18 protein-coding genes are annotated in these 19,331 nt (G+C 71.3%); 3 read left to right on the top strand and 15 right to left on the bottom strand.

The window, feature by feature from the left end:
- Positions 1-130: 130 nt before the first annotated feature.
- The 7 genes from ACFFRH_RS31650 to valS form a co-directional block, all read right to left on the bottom strand.
- On the bottom strand, positions 131-793 hold the full coding sequence (locus ACFFRH_RS31650) for a DUF3159 domain-containing protein (protein WP_386161192.1): 663 nt from the start codon (positions 791-793) through the stop codon (positions 131-133).
- A gap of 33 nt (positions 794-826) precedes the next feature.
- Positions 827-1,219 (bottom strand): OB-fold nucleic acid binding domain-containing protein, encoded by a 393-nt coding sequence (locus tag ACFFRH_RS31645; protein ID WP_344744598.1) that lies wholly within the window; start codon positions 1,217-1,219, stop codon positions 827-829.
- Between the two features lie 49 nt (positions 1,220-1,268).
- Positions 1,269-1,943 carry a DUF3710 domain-containing protein gene (locus tag ACFFRH_RS31640; protein WP_344744596.1) on the bottom strand — a complete coding sequence of 225 codons (675 nt, stop codon included), beginning with the start codon at positions 1,941-1,943 and terminating at the stop codon, positions 1,269-1,271.
- A gap of 141 nt (positions 1,944-2,084) precedes the next feature.
- The gene (dut, locus tag ACFFRH_RS31635; RefSeq protein ID WP_344744595.1) at positions 2,085-2,528 is read right to left on the bottom strand and encodes a dUTP diphosphatase; all 444 of its coding nucleotides are present in this window, start codon (positions 2,526-2,528) and stop codon (positions 2,085-2,087) included.
- Positions 2,525-3,079, bottom strand: coding sequence for a PaaI family thioesterase (locus tag ACFFRH_RS31630; protein ID WP_344744594.1), 555 nt, complete (start codon positions 3,077-3,079; stop codon positions 2,525-2,527). Before ACFFRH_RS31630 ends, dut begins: the two co-directional genes overlap by 4 nt.
- An 11-nt stretch (positions 3,080-3,090) precedes the next feature.
- Positions 3,091-4,311: an AI-2E family transporter gene (locus tag ACFFRH_RS31625; RefSeq protein WP_344744593.1), complete on the bottom strand. Its 1,221-nt coding sequence runs from the start codon at positions 4,309-4,311 to the stop codon at positions 3,091-3,093.
- 380 nt (positions 4,312-4,691) lie between these two features.
- Positions 4,692-7,235: a valine--tRNA ligase gene (valS, locus tag ACFFRH_RS31620; protein ID WP_344744592.1), complete on the bottom strand. Its 2,544-nt coding sequence runs from the start codon at positions 7,233-7,235 to the stop codon at positions 4,692-4,694.
- Positions 7,236-7,348: 113 nt separating this feature from the next.
- On the opposite strand from valS, the gene ACFFRH_RS31615 reads away from it, so the two are divergent.
- The gene (locus tag ACFFRH_RS31615) at positions 7,349-7,645 is read left to right on the top strand and encodes a DUF4235 domain-containing protein (protein ID WP_344744591.1); all 297 of its coding nucleotides are present in this window, start codon (positions 7,349-7,351) and stop codon (positions 7,643-7,645) included.
- A gap of 82 nt (positions 7,646-7,727) precedes the next feature.
- On the opposite strand, the gene ACFFRH_RS31610 is transcribed toward ACFFRH_RS31615, so the two are convergent.
- The 6 genes from ACFFRH_RS31610 to ACFFRH_RS31585 all read right to left on the bottom strand — a co-directional run bounded on the left by ACFFRH_RS31610 (position 7,728) and on the right by ACFFRH_RS31585 (position 14,535).
- Positions 7,728-9,134 carry a serine hydrolase domain-containing protein gene (locus ACFFRH_RS31610; RefSeq protein ID WP_344744589.1) on the bottom strand — a complete coding sequence of 469 codons (1,407 nt, stop codon included), beginning with the start codon at positions 9,132-9,134 and terminating at the stop codon, positions 7,728-7,730.
- A gap of 209 nt (positions 9,135-9,343) precedes the next feature.
- Positions 9,344-10,810, bottom strand: a complete 1,467-nt coding sequence (locus ACFFRH_RS31605) for an alpha,alpha-trehalose-phosphate synthase (UDP-forming) (RefSeq protein WP_344744588.1) — start codon at positions 10,808-10,810, stop codon at positions 9,344-9,346.
- A 55-nt stretch (positions 10,811-10,865) separates the two neighbouring features.
- A complete protein-coding gene (locus ACFFRH_RS31600; protein WP_344744587.1) occupies positions 10,866-11,822 on the bottom strand; it encodes a hypothetical protein in 957 nt (318 codons plus the stop codon).
- An 81-nt stretch (positions 11,823-11,903) separates the two neighbouring features.
- Entirely contained in the window at positions 11,904-12,203 is a 300-nt protein-coding gene (locus ACFFRH_RS31595; RefSeq protein WP_030914836.1) for a DUF4193 domain-containing protein, read from the bottom strand.
- A gap of 272 nt (positions 12,204-12,475) precedes the next feature.
- The gene (locus ACFFRH_RS31590) at positions 12,476-13,801 is read right to left on the bottom strand and encodes a sensor histidine kinase (protein ID WP_386161191.1); all 1,326 of its coding nucleotides are present in this window, start codon (positions 13,799-13,801) and stop codon (positions 12,476-12,478) included.
- Between the two features lie 80 nt (positions 13,802-13,881).
- Positions 13,882-14,535, bottom strand: coding sequence for a response regulator transcription factor (locus ACFFRH_RS31585; protein ID WP_344744584.1), 654 nt, complete (start codon positions 14,533-14,535; stop codon positions 13,882-13,884).
- 225 nt (positions 14,536-14,760) lie between these two features.
- On the opposite strand from ACFFRH_RS31585, the gene ACFFRH_RS31580 reads away from it, so the two are divergent.
- Complete coding sequence (locus ACFFRH_RS31580) at positions 14,761-14,925, top strand: hypothetical protein (protein WP_344744582.1); 165 nt, start codon at positions 14,761-14,763, stop codon at positions 14,923-14,925.
- A gap of 235 nt (positions 14,926-15,160) precedes the next feature.
- Here ACFFRH_RS31580 and ACFFRH_RS31575 read toward each other — a convergent pair whose 3' ends face one another.
- A complete protein-coding gene (locus ACFFRH_RS31575; protein ID WP_344744581.1) occupies positions 15,161-15,955 on the bottom strand; it encodes an inositol monophosphatase family protein in 795 nt (264 codons plus the stop codon).
- A 152-nt stretch (positions 15,956-16,107) separates the two neighbouring features.
- Complete coding sequence (locus tag ACFFRH_RS31570) at positions 16,108-18,129, bottom strand: S9 family peptidase (RefSeq protein WP_344744617.1); 2,022 nt, start codon at positions 18,127-18,129, stop codon at positions 16,108-16,110.
- Positions 18,130-18,222: 93 nt separating this feature from the next.
- Here ACFFRH_RS31570 and ACFFRH_RS31565 point away from each other — a divergent pair, with 93 nt between their 5' ends.
- Positions 18,223-19,197: a ferrochelatase gene (locus tag ACFFRH_RS31565; RefSeq protein WP_386161166.1), complete on the top strand. Its 975-nt coding sequence runs from the start codon at positions 18,223-18,225 to the stop codon at positions 19,195-19,197.
- The last annotated feature ends 134 nt before the right edge of the window (positions 19,198-19,331 follow it).

Genomic DNA, 19,331 nt, shown 5'->3' with positions numbered 1-19,331 from the left:
GGCGAGACCGGCTCCGAGACCAAGACCGGCCCCGGAGCCGAAATCGAGCCCGGGACCAAGGCCGAGACCAGGAGCAGAACCTGCACCGGGCCCCGGACCGGGTTTCGGAGCCCAGGTCAGCTCCCGCAGGTCAGGAGACCGCGGGCCGTACCGGGGTCCTGCCCTTGGCCAGCAGCCACACCATGGCGGCGAGGGCCGCGACCTGGAGCGGCCAGCCCATCGCGATCTTGAGGATGCCCAGCTCGGCGACCGCGTCGTTCCCGCCGATCAGGAAGACGGGGAGCTGCGCCGCCACCCGGACCACGCACGGGATCATCAGCAGCCAGGTGAGCTTGGTGCACAGCTTCACCACGGCCGGATCCGCGCGCCACGCGGTCGGGTCGCCGGTGACGGATCCGATGAGAAAGCCCACCACCGGCCATCGGGTGACGATCGACAGCAGCATCACCACGGAGTATCCGGCGTTGTAGAGGATGCCCGGCAGGAAGACGTCCTTCGCCTCACCGGTGCGGGAGGCGAAGAACGCGCCGATGCCGATGCCGATCAGGCTGTTGACCACGAACTGCGGCGTCGAGCGCTGCAGCAGCCGCACGAGGAGCAGCAGCACCGCGGCCGAGATGCTGACGATCAGGGACATCTTCAGGTCTGAGGCGGTGATCCACATGCCGGTGAAGGCGATGGTGGGCACGGCCGCCTCGACGACGCCCCGCACTCCGCCGAAGGCCTTGGCAAGCTGGCTGCGGATCGCGGCCTCGACCGTTTCGTGCGCGGCGGTCTCACCGGTCGTGGTCATCTTCTCGCTCACCGTCTCGTGATCGTCAATCACTCACGCACCGCCCGCTGGGCGCAGCTCGTATCTCGGATTGAACATGACTTTGCGGCCATCCTGCACGCTGACGAGCCCTTCCGCCAGCACCAGACGTCCCGGCTCGATGCCCGCGATCTTCCTGCGGCCCAGCCATATCAGGTCGATCACATCGGAACCATCGTAAAGCTCTGCCTCCAGCGCCGGGGCGCCCCCGCGGGGGCGCAGCGTCACCGTCCGCAGCGTGCCCGTCACGCAGAAGCGGCGGCGCATGCCGCACGAGACGATGGGCGTGGCACCGTGGCGGTCGAGGTCCTGCTGGAGCTCGTCGGCCTCCAATTCGGCCTGACCGGCGGTCAACCGGCGGAAGAATCCCCGCAAACCGCTCTGTTTATGCGGCTCCTGAGAACCCACGGACCTCTCCTTCACACACGAGTCGAACCAGCGTACGCGATCCGCCCGGTCAGCGGATCTCGGCGATCTCCGGCCCGCGGTCGAACGGGTTGAGGTCGGGCACGTCACCCCCGGCGTCCTGCTGCTCCGCGGCCTGCCTGGCCTCGGGCGGGAGCCGGAGCTCGATCGCCTCCTTGGGAGCCATCGGCTCGTCGCCGCGTACCACGACTATGTCCCGGACGACACCCTCCAGCGTCGCGGCGACCCCGGCGTCCTCCGCGGCCTTCCCGCTGATCACCGCGCGCAGGAACCAGCGCGGCCCGTCGACCCCGATGTAGCGGACCGGCTGCTCGCCGCCCTCGGCGGGGATCCTCGCGGCCAGCTCGGCGCCGAACGGCCCCTCCCGCTCCTCGGCGGTGCCTCCGGCGCCCTTCACCCCCTCGGCCAGCTCGGCCCTGACCTCGTCCCAGATCCCGCTCCGCTTGGGCGCCGCGAAGGCGTGCACCTGCAGGGCGCTCCCCTCGAACAGGACCACCGCGCCGACGATCTGGTCACCGGCCAGGTTGAGCTGCACCTCGAACCCGGCGTCGACCGGCAGGCGCATGCCTCCGAGGTCGACCCGCTCCCGCTCGGGGTGGGGCTCGTCGGCGTCCCACGGCCCCGACTCCCGCGACGGGACCCGCTCGACCTCCTCCACCACGGCCTTGGCTGCCGGGGACTTCTCACGACGGTTACGTCCGAACACTTTCCTCACGCTCCTTGAAGATTCACTGGTCACTCGTCCCCCGCCGGGCGCCGCGGCGGGCGGCCCCGCGGGCCGGAGGCGGGCTCCGGTCCCCGATCGACCACCGGCCACCGCGCCCACCTCACCGGGCTCCGCTCCCTGTCAGCGGCCGGTGGACCCGAACCCGCCGGCGCCTCGCGCCGATCCCGGCAACCGGTCCACCTCGTGGAACGCCGCCTTCTCCACCTTCTGGATCACCAGCTGCGCGATGCGGTCCCCCCTGCGCAGCCGTACGGCGTCCTTGGCGTCGGTGTTGATCAGCGTCACCCTGATCTCGCCCCGATATCCCGCGTCGACGGTGCCGGGCGCGTTGACGAGCGTCACGCCGTGCCTGGAGGCCAGGCCCGAGCGCGGGTGGACGAACGCGGCGTACCCCTCGGGCAGGGCGATGGCGAGCCCGGTGCCGACCACGGCCCGCTCTCCCGGGAGGAGCTCGACGTCCTCGGCGGCGTGGAGATCCGCGCCCGCGTCGCCCGGGTGGGCGTACGAGGGCGGCGGCAGGTCGGCGTCGAGCCGGTGGATCAACACCTCGACGGTGTGGGTCACGGGTTCACCTCGTACTCGTGGTGCTCGTCGGCGATCGTCTGGATGTCACCGTGCTTGGCGAAATGCTCCATGGCCACCTCGATGAAGAGCGCCGCGGCCCGCACGGCCACCGGGCCGTCCGGGGAACCGATCCGGCCCTCAGCCTCAAGGTACGCCTTCCTGCCGGACATGCCGTTGCACCAGGCGCGCATGTGCAGGACGGTTCCGACCGGAACCGGCGCGAGATAGTCGGTCTCCAGCCGGCCGGTGACGTAGGGGCGCTGGAAGAGCCACACGGACATGCCGATGACCTCGTCCATCGCCGCGGCGAGCACGCCGCCGTGCGCCAGGCCCGGCGCGCCCTGGTGGGTCTCCTCCACGGTGAACTCGGCGACCACCGAGATCCCGTCAGGGGTGAGGGCGGTCAGGTGCAGGCCGTTCGGGTGTCCGTCGCCGCAGCCGAAGCAGCGGCTGTAGTGGGGGCCGAGCGGGGCGCCGGGAGCGGGCGCGCCGGGAAGCGGCCTCGGGCGGGTAGCGTCCGGCGGGGGGGTGGTCAGGGCGGAACGGGTCACGGGGCAGAACGTTACCCCCTGGGCTGCGGTGATTCCTCATTCAACGGCTTTCCCGCCGCACCCGCCGGTGCCCGGCCGCCGGGTGGAGGGCCCGGATCGCCGGGACCACCTGGGGCGCCGGGACCACCTGGACTCCCGGGATCGGGATGGGGCGGGGCCGGTGGCAGCGCCAGACGGGAGCCGCCCGTGAGCTCGGGCAGCGCGCGGTAGATCACGGCGGCCACCGGCACCGCCACGGCGGCCCCGGCGATGCCCGCCAGGATGCCGCCCACCGCCAGCACCAGGATGATCGCCAACGGGTGGAAGTGGAGCACCCTGCCGACGATCAGCGGCTGGAGCACGTGGTTCTCCAGCTGCTGCTCCACGAGCAGGATGCCGAGGAAGATCAGCGCGTAGATCGGGCCCTTGGCGCCGAGGGTGACCAGGGTCGCCACGGAACCGGCGAAGAAGATGCCGACGATGGGGATGAAGCTGGCCAGGAAGATCAGCACCGCGAGCGGCGCCCAGAGCGGCACGCCCATCCCCGCGAGCACGATGCCCATGATCACGCCGTGCACGGCGGCGACCGCGACCGTGCCCTGCACGTAGTGCGAGAGCGTCACCCAGGCGACCCGCCCGGCCTTGTCGACGCGGGGCGCGACGTCGCCGAAGCCCTTCAGGAACCACGACCAGATCCGGTCGCCGTCCTTGAGCAGGAAGAACGTGACGAACAGCAGCAGCACGATGGAGGCCAGCACCTCCAGCGCCACCGTGGCGCCGGTGAGGACCGTCTGGGTGATCTGGTTGCGCTGGGTGGTGATCTGCTTGCCGATCTCGTCGACCCAGCTGGTGATCTGGGTCGGCTTCAGGTGCAGCGGGCCGGTGTAGAGCCAGTTCTCCACGGTCTTGGCCGTCTGGCGCACCTGGTCGACGAGGCCGGGGAACTCGTCGTTGGCGCGCACCCCGATGATCCAGCCGGTGCCGCCGAGCACGGTGAGCGCGATGATCATCGTGAGCCAGGTCGCGTAGATGGGCCGCATGCCCATCGCGCCGAACCGCCGGGTGAGCGGGAACAGCAGCGCGGTCAGCAGGAGCGCGACGGCCACCGGCAGCACCACGATGCGCAACGTCGCGATGAACTGCGCGAAGTAGAAGACCGCCCAGCCGATGGTGATCAGGCAGAGGCTCCACATCGCGATGCGCAGCAACGTGCGAGGCACCAGGCTGGTCAGGCGTTCCCGGTCGGAGATCACGTGGTCCAGACTGTCACGCCGGGAGGGGAAATGCGCGAGGGTTATCGCCGGGACACGAAAAGCGACGGCCTGCCCGCGGGACCCGCCAGGGCCGCTCCCACCGGCGAAGGCGACGCCGCCGGAGGCCCGCCGGCCGGTCCGGGCGCCGGGTCCTGGAGACCGGCGCCCGGACGACCGGGATCGGCGCCCGCCCGGTCAGGGGCAGGCGCTCACCCGGCTGAGGTCAGCGCTCGTCCGGCGGGCGGGAGATCACCCTGTCTTCGAGGTAGCAGCTGCAGTTGCCACATCCTGGCGGCATGCCTGTCCTCCTCTCACCTGTCCTGCCTCGACCGTACGGCAGGATCCCCCGACGGCGAGGACAGATTCGCGTGCGCCCGGAGTCAGGTGAGGGCGACCTCCACCAGCAGGTCCCCCTCGCCCTCCTGGAGCACGAACTCGTCGATGACGCCCGCGCCGCACAGGTCGTCCTGCGCCAGGCGCACGAGGCCGACGCCCGCGCCGGTGACGGTCAGCCGGGAGACCTCCGCGCGCATGGAGAGGCGCGCGTCGGACTTGGCCTTGCGGACCCGGCCGAGGACGGCGGCCACCACGGGCAGCAGCTCGGGATCGCCTCCCCGCCCGCCCGCCTCGGGCCAGGCGGCCCGGTGCACCGAGCCCTCACGCCACCAGGACCAGACCTCCTCGGTGACGAAGGGCAGGAACGGGGCGAACAGCCGGAGCATGACGTCGAGCGCCTCGCGCAGCGCCGCGTGCGCCGAACGCGCGGCAGCGTTCCCGCCGTTCCCGTCGTTCCCGTCATCCGCGTTCGCGTCGTCGTAGGCCCTGGCCTTGACCAGCTCCAGGTAGTCGTCGCAGAACTCCCAGAAGAACCGCTCGGTCCGCTCCAGGGCGCGGGTGTAGTCGTAGCCCTCGAAGGCCTCGGTGGCCTCGTGGACCACCTCCGACAGCCGGGCCAGCATCGACAGGTCGATCGGCTCGGTGACCTCCCCGCCCCCCTCGCCCAGGCCCAGGACGAACCTGGAGGCGTTCAGGATCTTGATGGCCAGCCGTCGGCCGACCTTGATCTGGCCGGTGTCGAACGCGGTGTCGGTGCCCGGACGGCCGCCGGCCGCCCAGTAGCGGACCGCGTCGGAGCCGTACTGCTCCAGCAGGCCGAGCGGGGTGACCACGTTGCCCCGGGACTTGGACATCTTCTTGCGGTCGGGGTCGAGGATCCACCCGGAGATCGCGACGTCGCTCCAGGGCAGGGTGCCCTGCTCCAGATGGGCGCGGACCACGGTGGAGAACAGCCAGGTCCGGATGATCTCGTGGGCCTGCGGGCGCAGGTCCATCGGGAAGACCCGCTCGAACAGGTCCCGGTCGCGCTCCCAGCCCCCGGCGATCTGCGGCGTCAGCGAGGAGGTGGCCCAGGTGTCCATGACGTCCGGGTCTCCGATGAAGCCGCCCGCCTTGCCGCGCTGGTCCTCGGTGTAGCCGGGCGGGACGTCGGAGGACGGGTCGATCGGCAGCGCGGACTCGGGCGGCGCGATCGGCGCGGAGCGGTCGGGCTCGCCCTCGTCGTCCAGGGGGTACCAGACCGGGATGGGCACGCCGAAGAACCGCTGCCGGGAGATCAGCCAGTCGCCCGCCAGGCCCTGCACCCAGCTGTCGTAGCGGACCCGCATGTGCGGCGGGTGCCAGGACAGCTCCGCGCCGCGCGTCAGGAGCGCGTCGCGCAGGGCGAGGTCGCGCCCGCCGTTGCGGATGTACCACTGGCGGGTGGTGACGATCTCCAGGGGCCGGTCGCCCTTCTCGTAGAACTTCACCGCGCGCCGCACGGGACGCGGCTCGCCCTCCATGTCGCCGGACGCGCGCAGCAGCTCCACGATCCGCTCGCGGGCGCCGTGCGCGGTCCGGCCCGCCAGCTCCGCGTACGGCTCCGGGGGCACGCCCTCGGGCGCGTCCGGCAGCAGCCTGCCGTCCCAGCCGATGACGGCGCGGGTGGGCAGGTCGAGCTCGCGCCACCAGACGACGTCGGTGACGTCGCCGAAGGTGCAGATCATCGCGATGCCCGAGCCCTTGTCGGGCTCGGCCAGGTGGTGGGCGAGCACCGGCACCTCGACGCCGAACAGCGGCGTTCTGACCGTGGTGCCGAACAGGGGCCGGTAGCGTTCGTCGTCGGGGTGGGCGACGAGCGCGACGCAGGCGGGCAGCAGCTCGGGGCGGGTCGTCTCGATCCAGACCCGGTCACCGAACCCCCTGGCCCGCTGCTCCTCCGACAGGCCGAAGCCCAGCCGGTGGAAGGCGCCGGGCCACTCGCGGTCCTCCAGCTCGGCCTGGGCGACGGCGGTGCGGAAGGTGACGTCCCACAGCGTGGGCGCCTGCGCCACGTACGCCTCCCCCCTGGCCAGGTTGCGCAGGAAGGCGCGCTGGGACGCGGCCCGCGCGGCGTCGCCGATGGTGGCGTACGTCAGCGACCAGTCGACCGACAGGCCCAGGCGGCGCCAGAGCTCCTCGAAGACCTTCTCGTCCTCGACGGTGAGCCGCTCGCACAGCTCGATGAAGTTTCCGCGCGAGATCGGGATCTGCCGCTTGGGGTCGGGCCTGGCCGGGGGCTCGAACGAGGGGTCGTAGGCGATGGAGGGGTCGCAGCGCACGCCGAAGTGGTTCTGCACCCGGCGCTCGGTGGGCAGGCCGTTGTCGTCCCAGCCCATGGGGTAGAAGACCTCGCGCCCGCGCATGCGCTGGAAGCGGGCGACGGTGTCGGTGTGGGTGTAGGAGAAGACGTGGCCGACGTGGAGGGAACCGGAGACGGTCGGCGGCGGGGTGTCGATCGAGTAGATCTCCCCGCGCGTGCGTGACCTGTCGAAACGGTAGGTCCCCTCGGTCTCCCAGCGGCCCGCCCATACGGCTTCCAGGCCATCGAGAGTCGGTTTCTCGGGCATGGGCGCAGGGCGCGGTCGCTGTTGTGTCATGCCTCCCTATGGTATGGCTTCACGCGATACGACGCTCGGGGAGACTAGTGTTCTTGGGGCGAACCGCGAACGGGAGGACCTACATGGCCGACAAGACCGAGAAGCAGGACATGGCGTGGAGGGCCATCGGCGGCCTCCTGGGCCTCGCCACCGCGTGGGGGGCGAAGAAGGTCATCGGATTCGCCTGGGAGAAGGCCACCGGCAAGAAGCCGCCCGTCGACAACGAGTCCCTGGAGATCAGCCTCGGCGAGGCGATCGGCTACGCCGTGGTGATGGGGGTCGGCATGCAGGTGACCCAGATCGTGGTCGCCCGCACCGCCAGGAAGCGCTACGACGCGTGGAAGGCCGTGAAGGACGCGGCCAAGGAGGTCACCACCTGACGGCGGGGACCGTGCTCCGCCGCCGTCCCGCCGCGGTCCCGCCGCCGGTGGACGCGCGGCGGGCACCCCGGCCGGGGCCCGGCTAGGCGTAGTCCCTGATCACCATCATGGACCCGCCGCGCCGCTCGCCCCACGCGAGGGCGGTGAGGTCGACGGCCGACGCCAGCCCGCCCTCGGCGGCGACCCGCGCCCGGATCTCGTCCGGTGTGTGCGCCGACTCCATCATCCGCAGCCCGTCGGCGAAGTCCTCGCCGGTCCACGGCTCGCCGCGCCCGACCCGCCGGGTCCCCGCGATCATCTCGGTGAGCTCGTTCTCGCCGATCCCCTGCCCGACGCCGAGCAGCCCGTGCAGCCGCCCGCCGGTCACCATCCCGGCGACGTAGGATCGCGAGCGCCCGCCCGGATGCCGTGGCGCGCCCCCGGCCCGCAGCCGGGCCGCCTCCCGCGCGACCTGCCACGCCCAGGTCGGCTCGATCTCCATGTACTGCCGCATGTCCCACCGGTTGCCCGCGGCGGTCACGACCAGCCCGAGCTCGGGGTAGGTCCACGAGACCGACCACCAGCCGAACGGGTACGCCGCGTTGTGGCCCACCGCGAACTCCCGCTTGCCCACGTCGCGGAGCTGGATCCCGGCCCCCAGGTGCATCCCGACGGGACGGCCCATGAACGTGTACTCCACCTGCGGCGTCGTCAGCCACCGCAGGGTCTCCGGGCGCAGGAGCGCGCCCTCTCCTCCCAGGAGGTGCGTCATCAGGCGGTTCTGGTCCCCGACCGTCGTCACGACGCCCGTGCTGGAGGCGCACCGCGAGCCGATGACCGGCGTCGGCACCGCGTGGTCGCCGAACCCCATGTATCCCGTCATGCGCTCACCGCGGCCCCAGCCGGGACCACCGGGCCACGACGTGGCGACGAGCCGGGCCGGAGCGGCGATCTCGTCGGCGACGAACGTCGCGAACGGCACACCGGCCAGCTGCTCGATCACGGCGGCGACGAGCGCCAGGCCGAGGCTGGAGTACGCGAACGCCTCGCCGGCCGGAGCGACCCACCGCTGCCGCACCTGCCCGTACTCCGGGCCGTACAGCTCCTCGACGAGCGCCATCGCCTCGTCCTGCGAGGTGCCGATGACGGCGTCGTAGGTGTCCAGCGCCAGCCCGGCGCGGTGGGTCAGCAGGTGCGCGACGGTCAGCGGATCACCCCCGAGGGGGTTCGCCACCTCGATGTACTTCGTCAGCGGCGCGTTGACGTCGAGCGTCCCGCGCTCCACCAGGAGCGCGACCGCGAGAGAGATGTAGATCTTGCTCAGGCTCCCGCCGGGAAACGCGAGGCCCGCGGTCATCGGTTCCCGCCGCGCGAGGTCGCCCCACCCGCACGCCACCTCGGCCGTCTCGGAACCGTCCGATATCTCGATCACCCCGCCGGGCGTCCCGGTCGCCCGGCGTATGTCCTCCGCGTACCCGTGTAACTCGGCTCCGATCTCCGCGATGTCCATTCGCGTCACCCTTCCGGTGAGCCCCGCCGGGGTACCCCGACCGGCTCTAGATCGACGGTAATCCGCTGGCCCGCGCTCGGCCATGTGAATCATCGTCGCCGCCGGAACCCCCGCGCGTCACGTCCGGACTGCGATCCCCGTCGCACGGGTGGGGCGAGAAACGATGTTCCCGGTGCCGCCCGTCGCGGGCGGCACCGGGAACGCCGACGTCAGGAGGCCCCTGAGGACTCCGGGGACTCCGGTGAGTCCGGGGACTCCAGGGAGCCCTGGGATTCCGGGGAACCCTGGGCCCCCGAGGACCCAGAGGACTCCAGCGAGGTGAGGAACTCCTTCGCCCAGCGGTCCACGTCGTAGGTGGACACCCTGCGGCGCAGCGACCGCATCCGGCGTGACAGGTCGTGCGGGGTGGCCCGCATCGCGGTCAGCATCGCCCGTTTGAGGCCGTCGACGTCGTAGGGATTGACCATGAACGCCTGGCGCAGCTCGTCGGCCGCCCCGGCGAACTCGCTGAGCACCAGCGCGCCGCGCAGGTCGTTGCGGCAGGCGATGTACTCCTTGGCGACCAGGTTCATCCCGTCGCGCAGCGGCGTCACCACCATCACGTCCGCCGCGAGATAGAGCGCGGCGAGCTCGTCCCGGCCGTACGACTGGTGCATGTACTGCACGGGCTGCTGCCCCAGCTCCCCCTGCTCGCCGTTGATCCGGCCGACCTGGAGCTCGATCGAGTCGCGCAGCCGCATGTACTCCTCGACGCGCTCCCTGCTGGGCGTGGCGATCTGCACGAACGCCGCCTCGCCCGGCTTGACCGCCCCCTCGGAGAGCAGCTCGCCGAACGCCTTCAGGCGCTGGCCGATGCCCTTGGTGTAGTCGAGCCGGTCGACGCCGAGCAGCAGGCACTCGGGGTCGCCCAGCTCCGCGCGGATCTCCCTGGCCCTGGAGATGATGTGCGGCTCCCTGACCAGGGAGTCGAGCTCGCCGAAGTCGACGGAGATGGGGAAGGCCCCGGCGCGCACCACCCGGTCCTCCACGTGGATCTCGTGCTTGTGGTGCTGGAGGCCGAGCAGGCGGCGACAGAGCCGGATGAAGTTGGACGCGCCGCCGGGGCGCTGGAACCCCACCATGTCCGCGCCGAGCAGGCCCTCGACGATCTCGCGCCGCCACGGCAGCTGGGAGAACAGCTCGACCGGCGGGAAGGGGATGTGCAGGAAGAAGCCGATGCGCAGGTCGGGGCGGAGCTTGCGCAGCATGGCCGGGACCAGCTGGAGCTGGTAGTCCTGGATCCACACGACGGCGTTCTCCGCGGCCTCCTCGGCCGCGGCCTCGGCGAAGCGCTCGTTGACGGTGCGATAGGCCTCCCAGGTGACCCGTGAGTAGGCGGGGGTGGCGACCACGTCGTGGTAGAGCGGCCAGAGCGTGGCGTTGGAGAAGCCCTCGTAGTAGAGCTCGACCTCGGATTCGGAGAGCGGGACGGGGACGAGCTGCATGCCGTCGTGTTCGAAGGGTTCGAGGATCTCGTCGGGTGCGCCATGCCAGCCGACCCAGGCCCCCTCCCTGCGCTGCAGGACGGGGGCGATCGCGGTGACGAGGCCGCCGGGGCTACGCCGCCACATGTCCTCACCGACTCGGTCGACGGGGAGACGGTTGGCGACGATCACAAATGCGCTGCGGCCCAGCACAGATTCCTCCAGGTAGTCGGGGGCTTACTGAATTAACTACCCGTTTGAGAGGTTTCTATGACTTGCCAGGTGGGAGGGCACGGTGAACCCTCAGATCGGCCCGTACGACCTCGCCGAGCTTCTTCGTGGCGGCGCGGTTGAGGAACCCTCCGGCCACGGCGCCCGTGAGGAACGGGCCGAAGGTGGTGAGGTGCCGCCCGAGGGTGCGCATCAGCCTGTTGCGCAGGGCGGTCTTGGCCGCGGTTCCCAGGGCGACGGTCATCGTCCCGGGGGCCATGGGGTCGACACCGCGCTGCTTGGACCAGGCCATCGCGAAGGCCATCGCCCGCTGGGAGCCGGTGCCCGGCACCTGGATCCCGTACACCTCGTGGAGCTCGGCGATGAGCTTCACCTCGATCGCGGCGACGACGAGGGTCTCGGCCACGAGCTGGGCGGGGGCGGAGAGCAGGAGGGGTGGGGCGGCGAACTCGGCGGCGGCGACGGCCCCGCCGATGGCCCCGACCGCCATGGTCGCCTTGGTCGCGGTGCGCACCAGATCGTCGGCGAGCGCCTCGGAGGTGAGCCCGCGATAATGCTCGGAAAGGGTCTGCAGGTCGCGGATGGGGATGCGGGGCGCCACGGCCATGAAAACGTCGGTCAGCCAGCGGCCCCGGCCCTCACCGGACGCCTTGGCCCTCCGCGCCCCCCGGGCCAGTGATTTCGTGAGACGGCCGAGCAGCTTCCGCCGCTCGGCCCCGTCCATGTCGCCCGGCTCGGCGAGCCTGCCGACGAGTTCGGCCACTTCCCGCTCGGCCCGCGCGTCCTCGGCCGCCTCGTGATCGGGACCGCCGTCCACGGGCACTTTCCGATCGGACCCGCCGCCCGTGGCCGCTTCGTGATCAGACCCGCCGCCCGCGGCCACCTTGTGATCGGGATCACCGTCCGCGGCCACTTTGTGATCAGGCGCGCCGTCCGACTCCCCGGCCGTGGAGTCGTCCGGCGCGGCACCGGTCTGCCTGTTCTCTGACGTCATGTCTCGGAACCTCCTCAAGGCTGTCCTGAGGCCCTACCCATACCTGGAAGGGCACACCTCGGACAGGCCATCGGAATCATCTCAAGCCGCGCATTCCCGGCAGATCTGCTGGCCGTTCTTCTCAACGGCGAGTTGACTGCGGTGGTGCACCAGGAAGCAGCGCGCACAGGTGAACTCGTCGGCCTGACGAGGAATCACCCGGAGCGAGAGCTCCTCATTTGACAGGTCCGCGCCCGGCAGTTCGAGCGATTCGGCGAGATCCGTCTCGTCGATGTCGATGCTGCCCGAGGACTTGTCGGTACGGCGGGCCTGCAGTTCCTGAAGACTGTCCTCGCTGAGGTCGTCGTCGGTCTTGCGTGGGCTGTCGTAATCGGTAGCCATCGGTGTGCTCCATCCCCCTCATCTATCTGTCTGCGCTCACTCGCGCGTGTGTAACGTTCGAGAGGCACGACTTGTGCCCGATCCGCCAGAGAGATTCCTGCTTCGGTACCCCGCCGGAATGGTCACTGAACCTCCCTACACGTGAGGGACGTACTGCCAATGGCCACGGTTAGCCAAATATGGCGTAAACCACAGCATCGGCGGCATGCACCACCGTGTTCGACGGCACATCCAACCACATGTACGGCGTGAACGAGACGCCCCCCGCCGGATCAACGTGACCGAAGTCGCACCGTGACCACCAGACCGCCTCCGTCCCTGGGTACGGCGGTCACGTTGCCCCCGTGGGCGCGCACGACCGCGCGGACGATGGACAGCCCGAGCCCCGCGCCCTTGTCCGAGTCGACCCGGTCGGCGTTGAGCCGCCGGAACGGCTCGAAAAGGCTGTTCACCTCGTACGCGGGCACATGCGGCCCCGTGTTGGCCACCTGAACAACCAAGGCACCCTCCACCATTCCCGCCCTCACCCACAGACGGCCGGAATCGGAGAGATTGTGCTTTATAGCGTTCTCCACCAGATTGGCCACGCAGCGCTCCAGCAGCACCGGATCGCCGACGGTCTCGGCGCTTCGCAGCTCGGTGACCACGGTGACACCGGCCTCCTCGGCCCGCGCGGCGAGCTGGTCGACGACCGTCTCGGCCACGTCCTTCATGTCCACCGGCTTGCGCACGCTCAGCTCGCGCTCGCTGCGGGCCAGCAGCAGCAGGCCCTCGATCAGGCGCTCGTTGCGGGCGTTGACCTCCAGGAGGGTGCGGCCCAGCGCCTTCAGGTCGCCCGACGCCTCCGGATCGCCCAGGGCGATCTCCAGGACCGTCCGGTTGATCGTCAGGGGGGTGCGCAACTCGTGCGAGGCGTTGGCCACGAATCTTCGTTGTGTGTCGAACGCCACATTGAGCCTGGTGAGCATCGCGTCGAAGGTGTCGGCCAGCTCCTTCAGCTCGTCGTCGGGCCCCTTGAGGTCGATCCGCTCGTGGGCGAGCGTGGAGCCCGACAGCTTGCGGGCCGTGGCGGTCATCTGCTGGATCGGCTTGAGCGCCCGGTCGGCGACGATGTAGCCGATGATGACGGCCAGGATGCCGACCCCCAGCAGGGCGAGCAGCGAGCGGGCCAGCAGCTCCTTCTGCGCCCCGGAGATCGCGGCGTGCTGCTGCCAGTACCACTCCTGCTTGACGTTGGCCGCCACATCCGGCCCGAACAGCTCCTTCATCTCGTTGTACGGGAAGTCCGGCCACGCCGAGTAAAGGGCCCAGCCCACCATCAGGTAGATCACGGCCATCAGCAGGGCACCGGCGATGAAGAACAGCGCGGCGTAGGTGAGGGTGAGCCGCCACCTGATGCTGAGCCGGTCCAGGATCGCCCGCAGCCGGTCCAGCGGGCTCCGCGGGGCCGGGGCGGCGCCCGCCGGGGGCGGCCCGTCCCACGCGGGCGGCCCGGTCGGCGGCGGGGGCCGCTCGGCCGGTCTCCCCTCCCTCTCGGCGGGCCCGGACTCCAGCCGCTCGCTCTTCCACGCGCCCCGCTCGGAGTGAGGGCTGATCATCGGGTGGGTCGGCACCGACTCGCGGTCCTCGCCCACCGGGACGAACGTCGGGCGTTCCTCTCCCCCGCCTGCCGGAGCGCTCACAACTTGTACCCGACCCCGGGCACCGTCTCGATCACCTGAGGCTCGCCCAGCTTCTTTCTCAGCGTCATCATGGTGACGCGCACCACGTTGGTGAACGGGTCGATGTTCTCGTCCCACGCCTTGTCCAGCAGGTCCTCCTGGCTGACGACCGCGCCCTCGGCGCGCATCAGCTCCTCCAGGACCGCGAACTCCTTCTTGGTGAGCGCGATCTCAGCGCCGTCCCTGGTCACCAGCCGCTTGCCCGGATCCAGGCGGACCCCCGACCGCTCCAGCACCGGCGGCAGCGCCGGGGCCGACCGGCGGCCCAGCGCCCGCACCCGCGCGACGAGCTCGACGAACACGAAGGGCTTGGCCAGGTAGTCGTCGGCCCCGAGCCCCAGCCCCTCCACCTTGTCGTCGACGTCGCCGGAGGCGGTCAGCATGAGGATCCTGGACGCGGTGCGGGAGGCCACCAGGCGGCGGCAGACCTCGTCGCCGTGGACCTTGGGCAGGTCCCTGTCCAGGACGATGACGTCGTAGTCGATGTATCCCGTCCGCTCCAGCGCCCCCGCGCCGTCGTAGGCCACGTCCACGGCCATCGCCTCGCGCCGGAGCCCGGTCGCGATCGCGTCGGCGAGCACCCGCTCATCCTCAACCACAAGCACTCGCACGGCTTATGGCACCTCCCGTCAACATTCCCCGAGCAACCGCTGGGACGGCTCCCCATTCTCGCCTCACCACCTGTAAGCACACGGTAAGGCCACTTCACGAGAGCGGGCACTCCGTGTGATGTCGGGAACACACAGGTTTAGCTCGCGGTTCACCCTGGGTACAGCCGGTTCCAGTCTCTATCGCGCTACCTTCCGTCCCCATGAGCCCGTGAGAAAGAAGGTGAGATGGGCGAGTTCACCACCACAATCGAACACCGCCTCGACCAGGCATACAGGAATCTGCAGGAGGCCAGGACCTCCGGCGACGACTACCTCGCCGACACCTTCACCGCCGAGATCGAGGATCTCCACCGTCTAGCCACAGACAACGGTGTCCCCATCCAGCGCTGATGGGAAGGAGCCCCCCGGCCACCCGCCGGGGGGCTTTTTCACGCCCTCGCCCCGTCACCCCCTCGGCCGGGGGCCGGGGCTGTCTCCGTGCCCTCGCCCGCTCCGCCGGGAGCCGGAGCCCCCGCGCCCGGAGTGAGGCACCCCGGGCCCCCGGGCCCCCGGGCCCCCGGGCCCCCGGACCCCTGGAGACCGGGGAGGGGAGGGGAGCAGGGACCGCCCGACGATCCTCCCGGGGTCAGGCGTCGCGTTCCGGGTCGAGCGGGAGCAGCAGGTCGTGCAGCTCCTCGAACAGGCCGGGTGCCGCGCACAGGGTGAGGCCGGGATTGGCCGGCCTGCCCTCCAGCCCGCCGACCCTGGCCCCGGCCTCGGCGGCGATGAGGCCGCCGGCCCCGTAGTCCCAGTACTGGGGGCCGCGCTCGTAGTAGCCGTCCACCCGCCCCGCCGCCACCGAGCACAGGTCGGAGGCGGCCGAGCCGCCCCTGCGGATGTCACGCACCCGAGGCAGCACGTGGCGGAGCACCTCCGCCTGCACCTCGCGCCGCCCGCTCTCGTAGCCGAACCCGGTGGCGATCAGCGCCCGTTCCAGCGGCACGCCGGTGTTGCAGCTCAGCCGCTCCCCCGCCAGCCACGCGCCCCCGCCCCTGACGGCGGTGAACACCTCACCGCGCGGCACGACGTTGACCACTCCGGCGATCACCTCGCCGTCCATCTCGACCGCGATGCTGACCGCCCACTCGGGCACCCCGTACAGGAAGTTGACCGTCCCGTCGATCGGGTCGACGACCCAGCGGACCCTGCCCTCACCGGTGGGACCGCCCTCCTCACCGAGGATCGCGTCGTCGGGCCTGACCGCCTTGATCCGGTCGCGGATGAGCTCCTCCGAGGCCCGGTCGAGGGCGGTCACCACGTCGGTGGGGCTGGACTTGGTGGCCAGCACCTCGGGGCGGGCCGGCCGCTTGGCCAGCAGCATCTCGCCGGCCTCCCTGGCGATCTCCTCCGCAAGCCGGCCGAAGGTCACGGCGCTGTCCACGATCCACTCCTCGCTCGTTCCAACGGGTCCGCAGCGGCACCCGCCGACCCCCCATGCCCAGCCGGACGGTACGGTATTCCCCTCCCGTCCCGCCGACCCGGGTCCTCCGTCACCGCCCCCGCCGCGCGGCGCCCCCGTCCGCCGCGCCGGGATCACGACAGCGACTCCGGGCGCTTCCACTCGCGCCCGAGGACGTGCTGGTCGAGGAAGGCCAGAACGGTCTCGTACCAGACGACCGCGTTGCCCGGCTTGAGCACCCAGTGGTTCTCGTCGGGGAAGTACAGGAACTTCGACTCCACCTCCGAGCGCTGCAGGTCCCACCACAGGCGCAGCGCCTCCCCGATGGGCACCCGGTAGTCCTTGTCGCCGTGGACGACCAGCATCGGGGTGGAGATGTTCTCCAGCGACAGGTGCGGGGAGAGCTTCGCGTACAGGCCGGTCCCCGGGGAGCCGAACTCGCGCTGCCAGTACATGGACGCGTCGGTGGTGCCGGCGAACTGGTCGAGGTTCCAGAGCGAGGCGTGGGTGACGATCGCCCGGAACCTGCCGGTGTGCCCGGCGACCCAGTTGGCCATGTAGCCGCCGAACGAGCCGCCCATCGCGGCGGTCCTGGCCGGGTCGACCTGGGGCAGCTCCAGGGCGGCGTCGGTGATCGCCATCAGGTCGGCGTGGGTGCGCGGGCCCCAGTCGGCCCAGCCGCGCCGGATCATGTCCGGCCCGTAACCGGTGGACAGGCACGGATCCGGCAGCAGCACGGCGTAACCGCGCTGGGCCATGATCCACGGGTTCCAGCGCCAGGACCAGTCGTTCCAGCTGGACAGCGGGCCGCCGTGGATCCACAGCAGGAGCGGGGCGGGGTTCTCCGCCGAGGCGCCCTCCGGCAGCGCCAGCCAGGCCCTGATCTCCGTGCCGTCGTCGGCGGTCACGGTGACCTCGGTGAGCGTGCCGGGCAGCTCCAGCTCGGGCGCGGGGGAGGCCAGCCTCCCGACCGTGCCGTCCGGGGCCACCCTGACCGGGGCCGCGGGCGCGTCCACGGCGCTGCGCAGCGCGTAGACGGCACCGTCGGGCGCGATGTTGAGCGAGGAGTAGGCGGCGGCGTCGGAGGTGAGCCGCTCCGGCGCTGACCCGTCGGCCGGGACCTTGAAGATCGGGCGGCGGCCGTGGTCGTCGGCGGCCACGAACAGCGAGCGGGAGTCGGGCGCCCAGACGATGTCGGACGGCCAGAGCGCGCCGCCCGCCGGATGACCCTCTCCGGTGGCCAGGTCGACGATCCACAGGGTGCTCTCGGGGATCCGGTCGATGTCGGCGTGGTTGTTCCTGACGCACGCGACCAGGCGCCCGTCGGGGGAGATCCTGACCGGCCCGTCGAAGTCGTGGTCGTCGGCGGCGGCCAGGACCCGCCGGGCGCCGCCGTCGGCCGTGTCGATGGCGGCCAGCTCGAAGCGGAGCTCGCCCCGCGGCATCGACACGGCCCAGGTCGTCACGACCGTGGAGCCGTCGGGTGTCACGTCGCACGCGCTGTGGCTGGACAGCGCCTTGCCCGGCTGCGGGGTGAGGTCCCTGACCTCGGTGAGCCGCTCGCCGTCGCCCAGGGTGCCCGCGAACAGCCGGGGCTCCCCGGGACCGAGGTCGTGATCCCAGTAACGCACCGGGTAGCTCTCGTGCAGGATCGCGCTGATCCCCGCGTCCTTGCGTGTCTTGCGCCGCTCGGCCTCGTCCGCCTCGTCGCCGGGGAGCACGTCGGAGCAGAAGACCACGGTCTCCCCGCCGATCACGAACCCGGCGATGCCCCCCGGCCTGGAGGCGATCTGCCGGGCCTCGCCTCCCGCCGCGGGCAGCAGCCAGAGCGCGGGAACCTCCTCGTCCGCCTCCTTGACGGTCGGGTCGGGACGGCGCGAGCCGAAGAGCAGGTCGCCGTCTCGCGTGAACTCGGCCCCGGCCTCGCCCTTGACGGATCTGGTCAGCCGGTACGGCCTGCGGCCGTCGAGAGGGATCTCCCAAAGGGAGGTCCCGTAGGATCTTCCGTCGGGATTAAGCGCCTGCACCACGCTGACCAGGCGCGCTCCATCGGGGGATAGCCGCAGGGATGCCACCCGCGGCACGCCGACATAATCGCGGATGTCGTTAAATGGGGTCACGGTTTCGAACTTACCCCGGCGATCGTCTCCGAACATGCATCCGAACATGCATCCACAAACCTTGTTGATAACGAAGCGCTGAACGTGAGGATGCGAGAGGAGACCCCGGCATGCGGTTTGATGAATGACATGGGGAATTACGACGCGCTTCTCGTCGTCTCGTTCGGCGGGCCGGAGAAGCCCGACGACGTGATGCCGTTCCTGGAGAACGTGATCCGGGGCAGGGGCATCCCGCGCGAGCGGCTGCTGGAGGTCGAGGCTCACTACCAGCGCTTCGGCGGGGCCAGCCCGATCAACCAGCAGTGCCGTGACCTGATCGCCGCCGTGGAGCCGACCATCGACCTCCCGGTCTACTGGGGCAACCGCAACTGGCACCCCTACCTGGAGGACACGCTCCGCCGGATGGCGTCGGACGGCGTGCGCAGGGCCGCGGCCTTCGTCACCTCCGCCTACAGCTCGTACTCGGCCTGCCGCCAGTACCTCGACGACATCGCGCTCGCCAGGGCCGCGGTCGAGGGTGCCCCGGAGGTCGTCAAGCTCCGGCACTACTTCGACCACCCCGGGTTCGTCGCGGCGATGGCCGACCACACCCGCGAGGCCCTGGACCGGCTGCCCGCCGGGCTCAGGGACTCCGCGCGGCTGGTCTTCACCGCGCACAGCATCCCGACCTCGATGGCCGCGACGGCCGGGCCCGGCGGCGGGGCGTACGAGGCGCAGCTGCGCCGGGCGGCGGCGCTGGTCACCGCCGAGGTGCGCGGTGACGGCGAGGGCGAGGGGGCGTGGGACCTGGTCTGGCAGAGCCGGAGCGGCGCCCCGCACATCCCGTGGCTGGAGCCCGACGTCTGCGACCACCTGCTGGAGGTCGACGCCCCGGCGGTGGTGCTGGTGCCGATCGGCTTCGTCTCCGACCACATGGAGGTCGTCTACGACCTCGACGTGGAGGCCGCGGAGACGGCGAAGAAGATCGGTCTGCCGCTGGTCAGGGCGACCACGGCCGGCACCCACCCGCGGTTCGTCTCGATGGTCGGTGAGCTGCTCGCCGAGCCCGAGCCCACCGGGTGCGCGGCCACCTGCTGCCCGGCCCCGCCGCGCCGCCGGGGGTGACCGCGAGACCGCCTACGGTCACGGGCCATCGGCGATCACGGGGCCTCAGGCGGTCATGAGCGCGGCGGTCGTCGGCGGCCATGAGCGCGGCCGGCCGCGGGGCTCGGAAGCCGCCACGGAGTTTTCGGGCGGGC

This window comes from Streptosporangium vulgare (assembly GCF_042428775.1).
Lineage (GTDB): Bacteria > Actinomycetota > Actinomycetes > Streptosporangiales > Streptosporangiaceae > Streptosporangium > Streptosporangium vulgare.
This window is presented reverse-complemented; position numbering and strand designations above follow the sequence as displayed.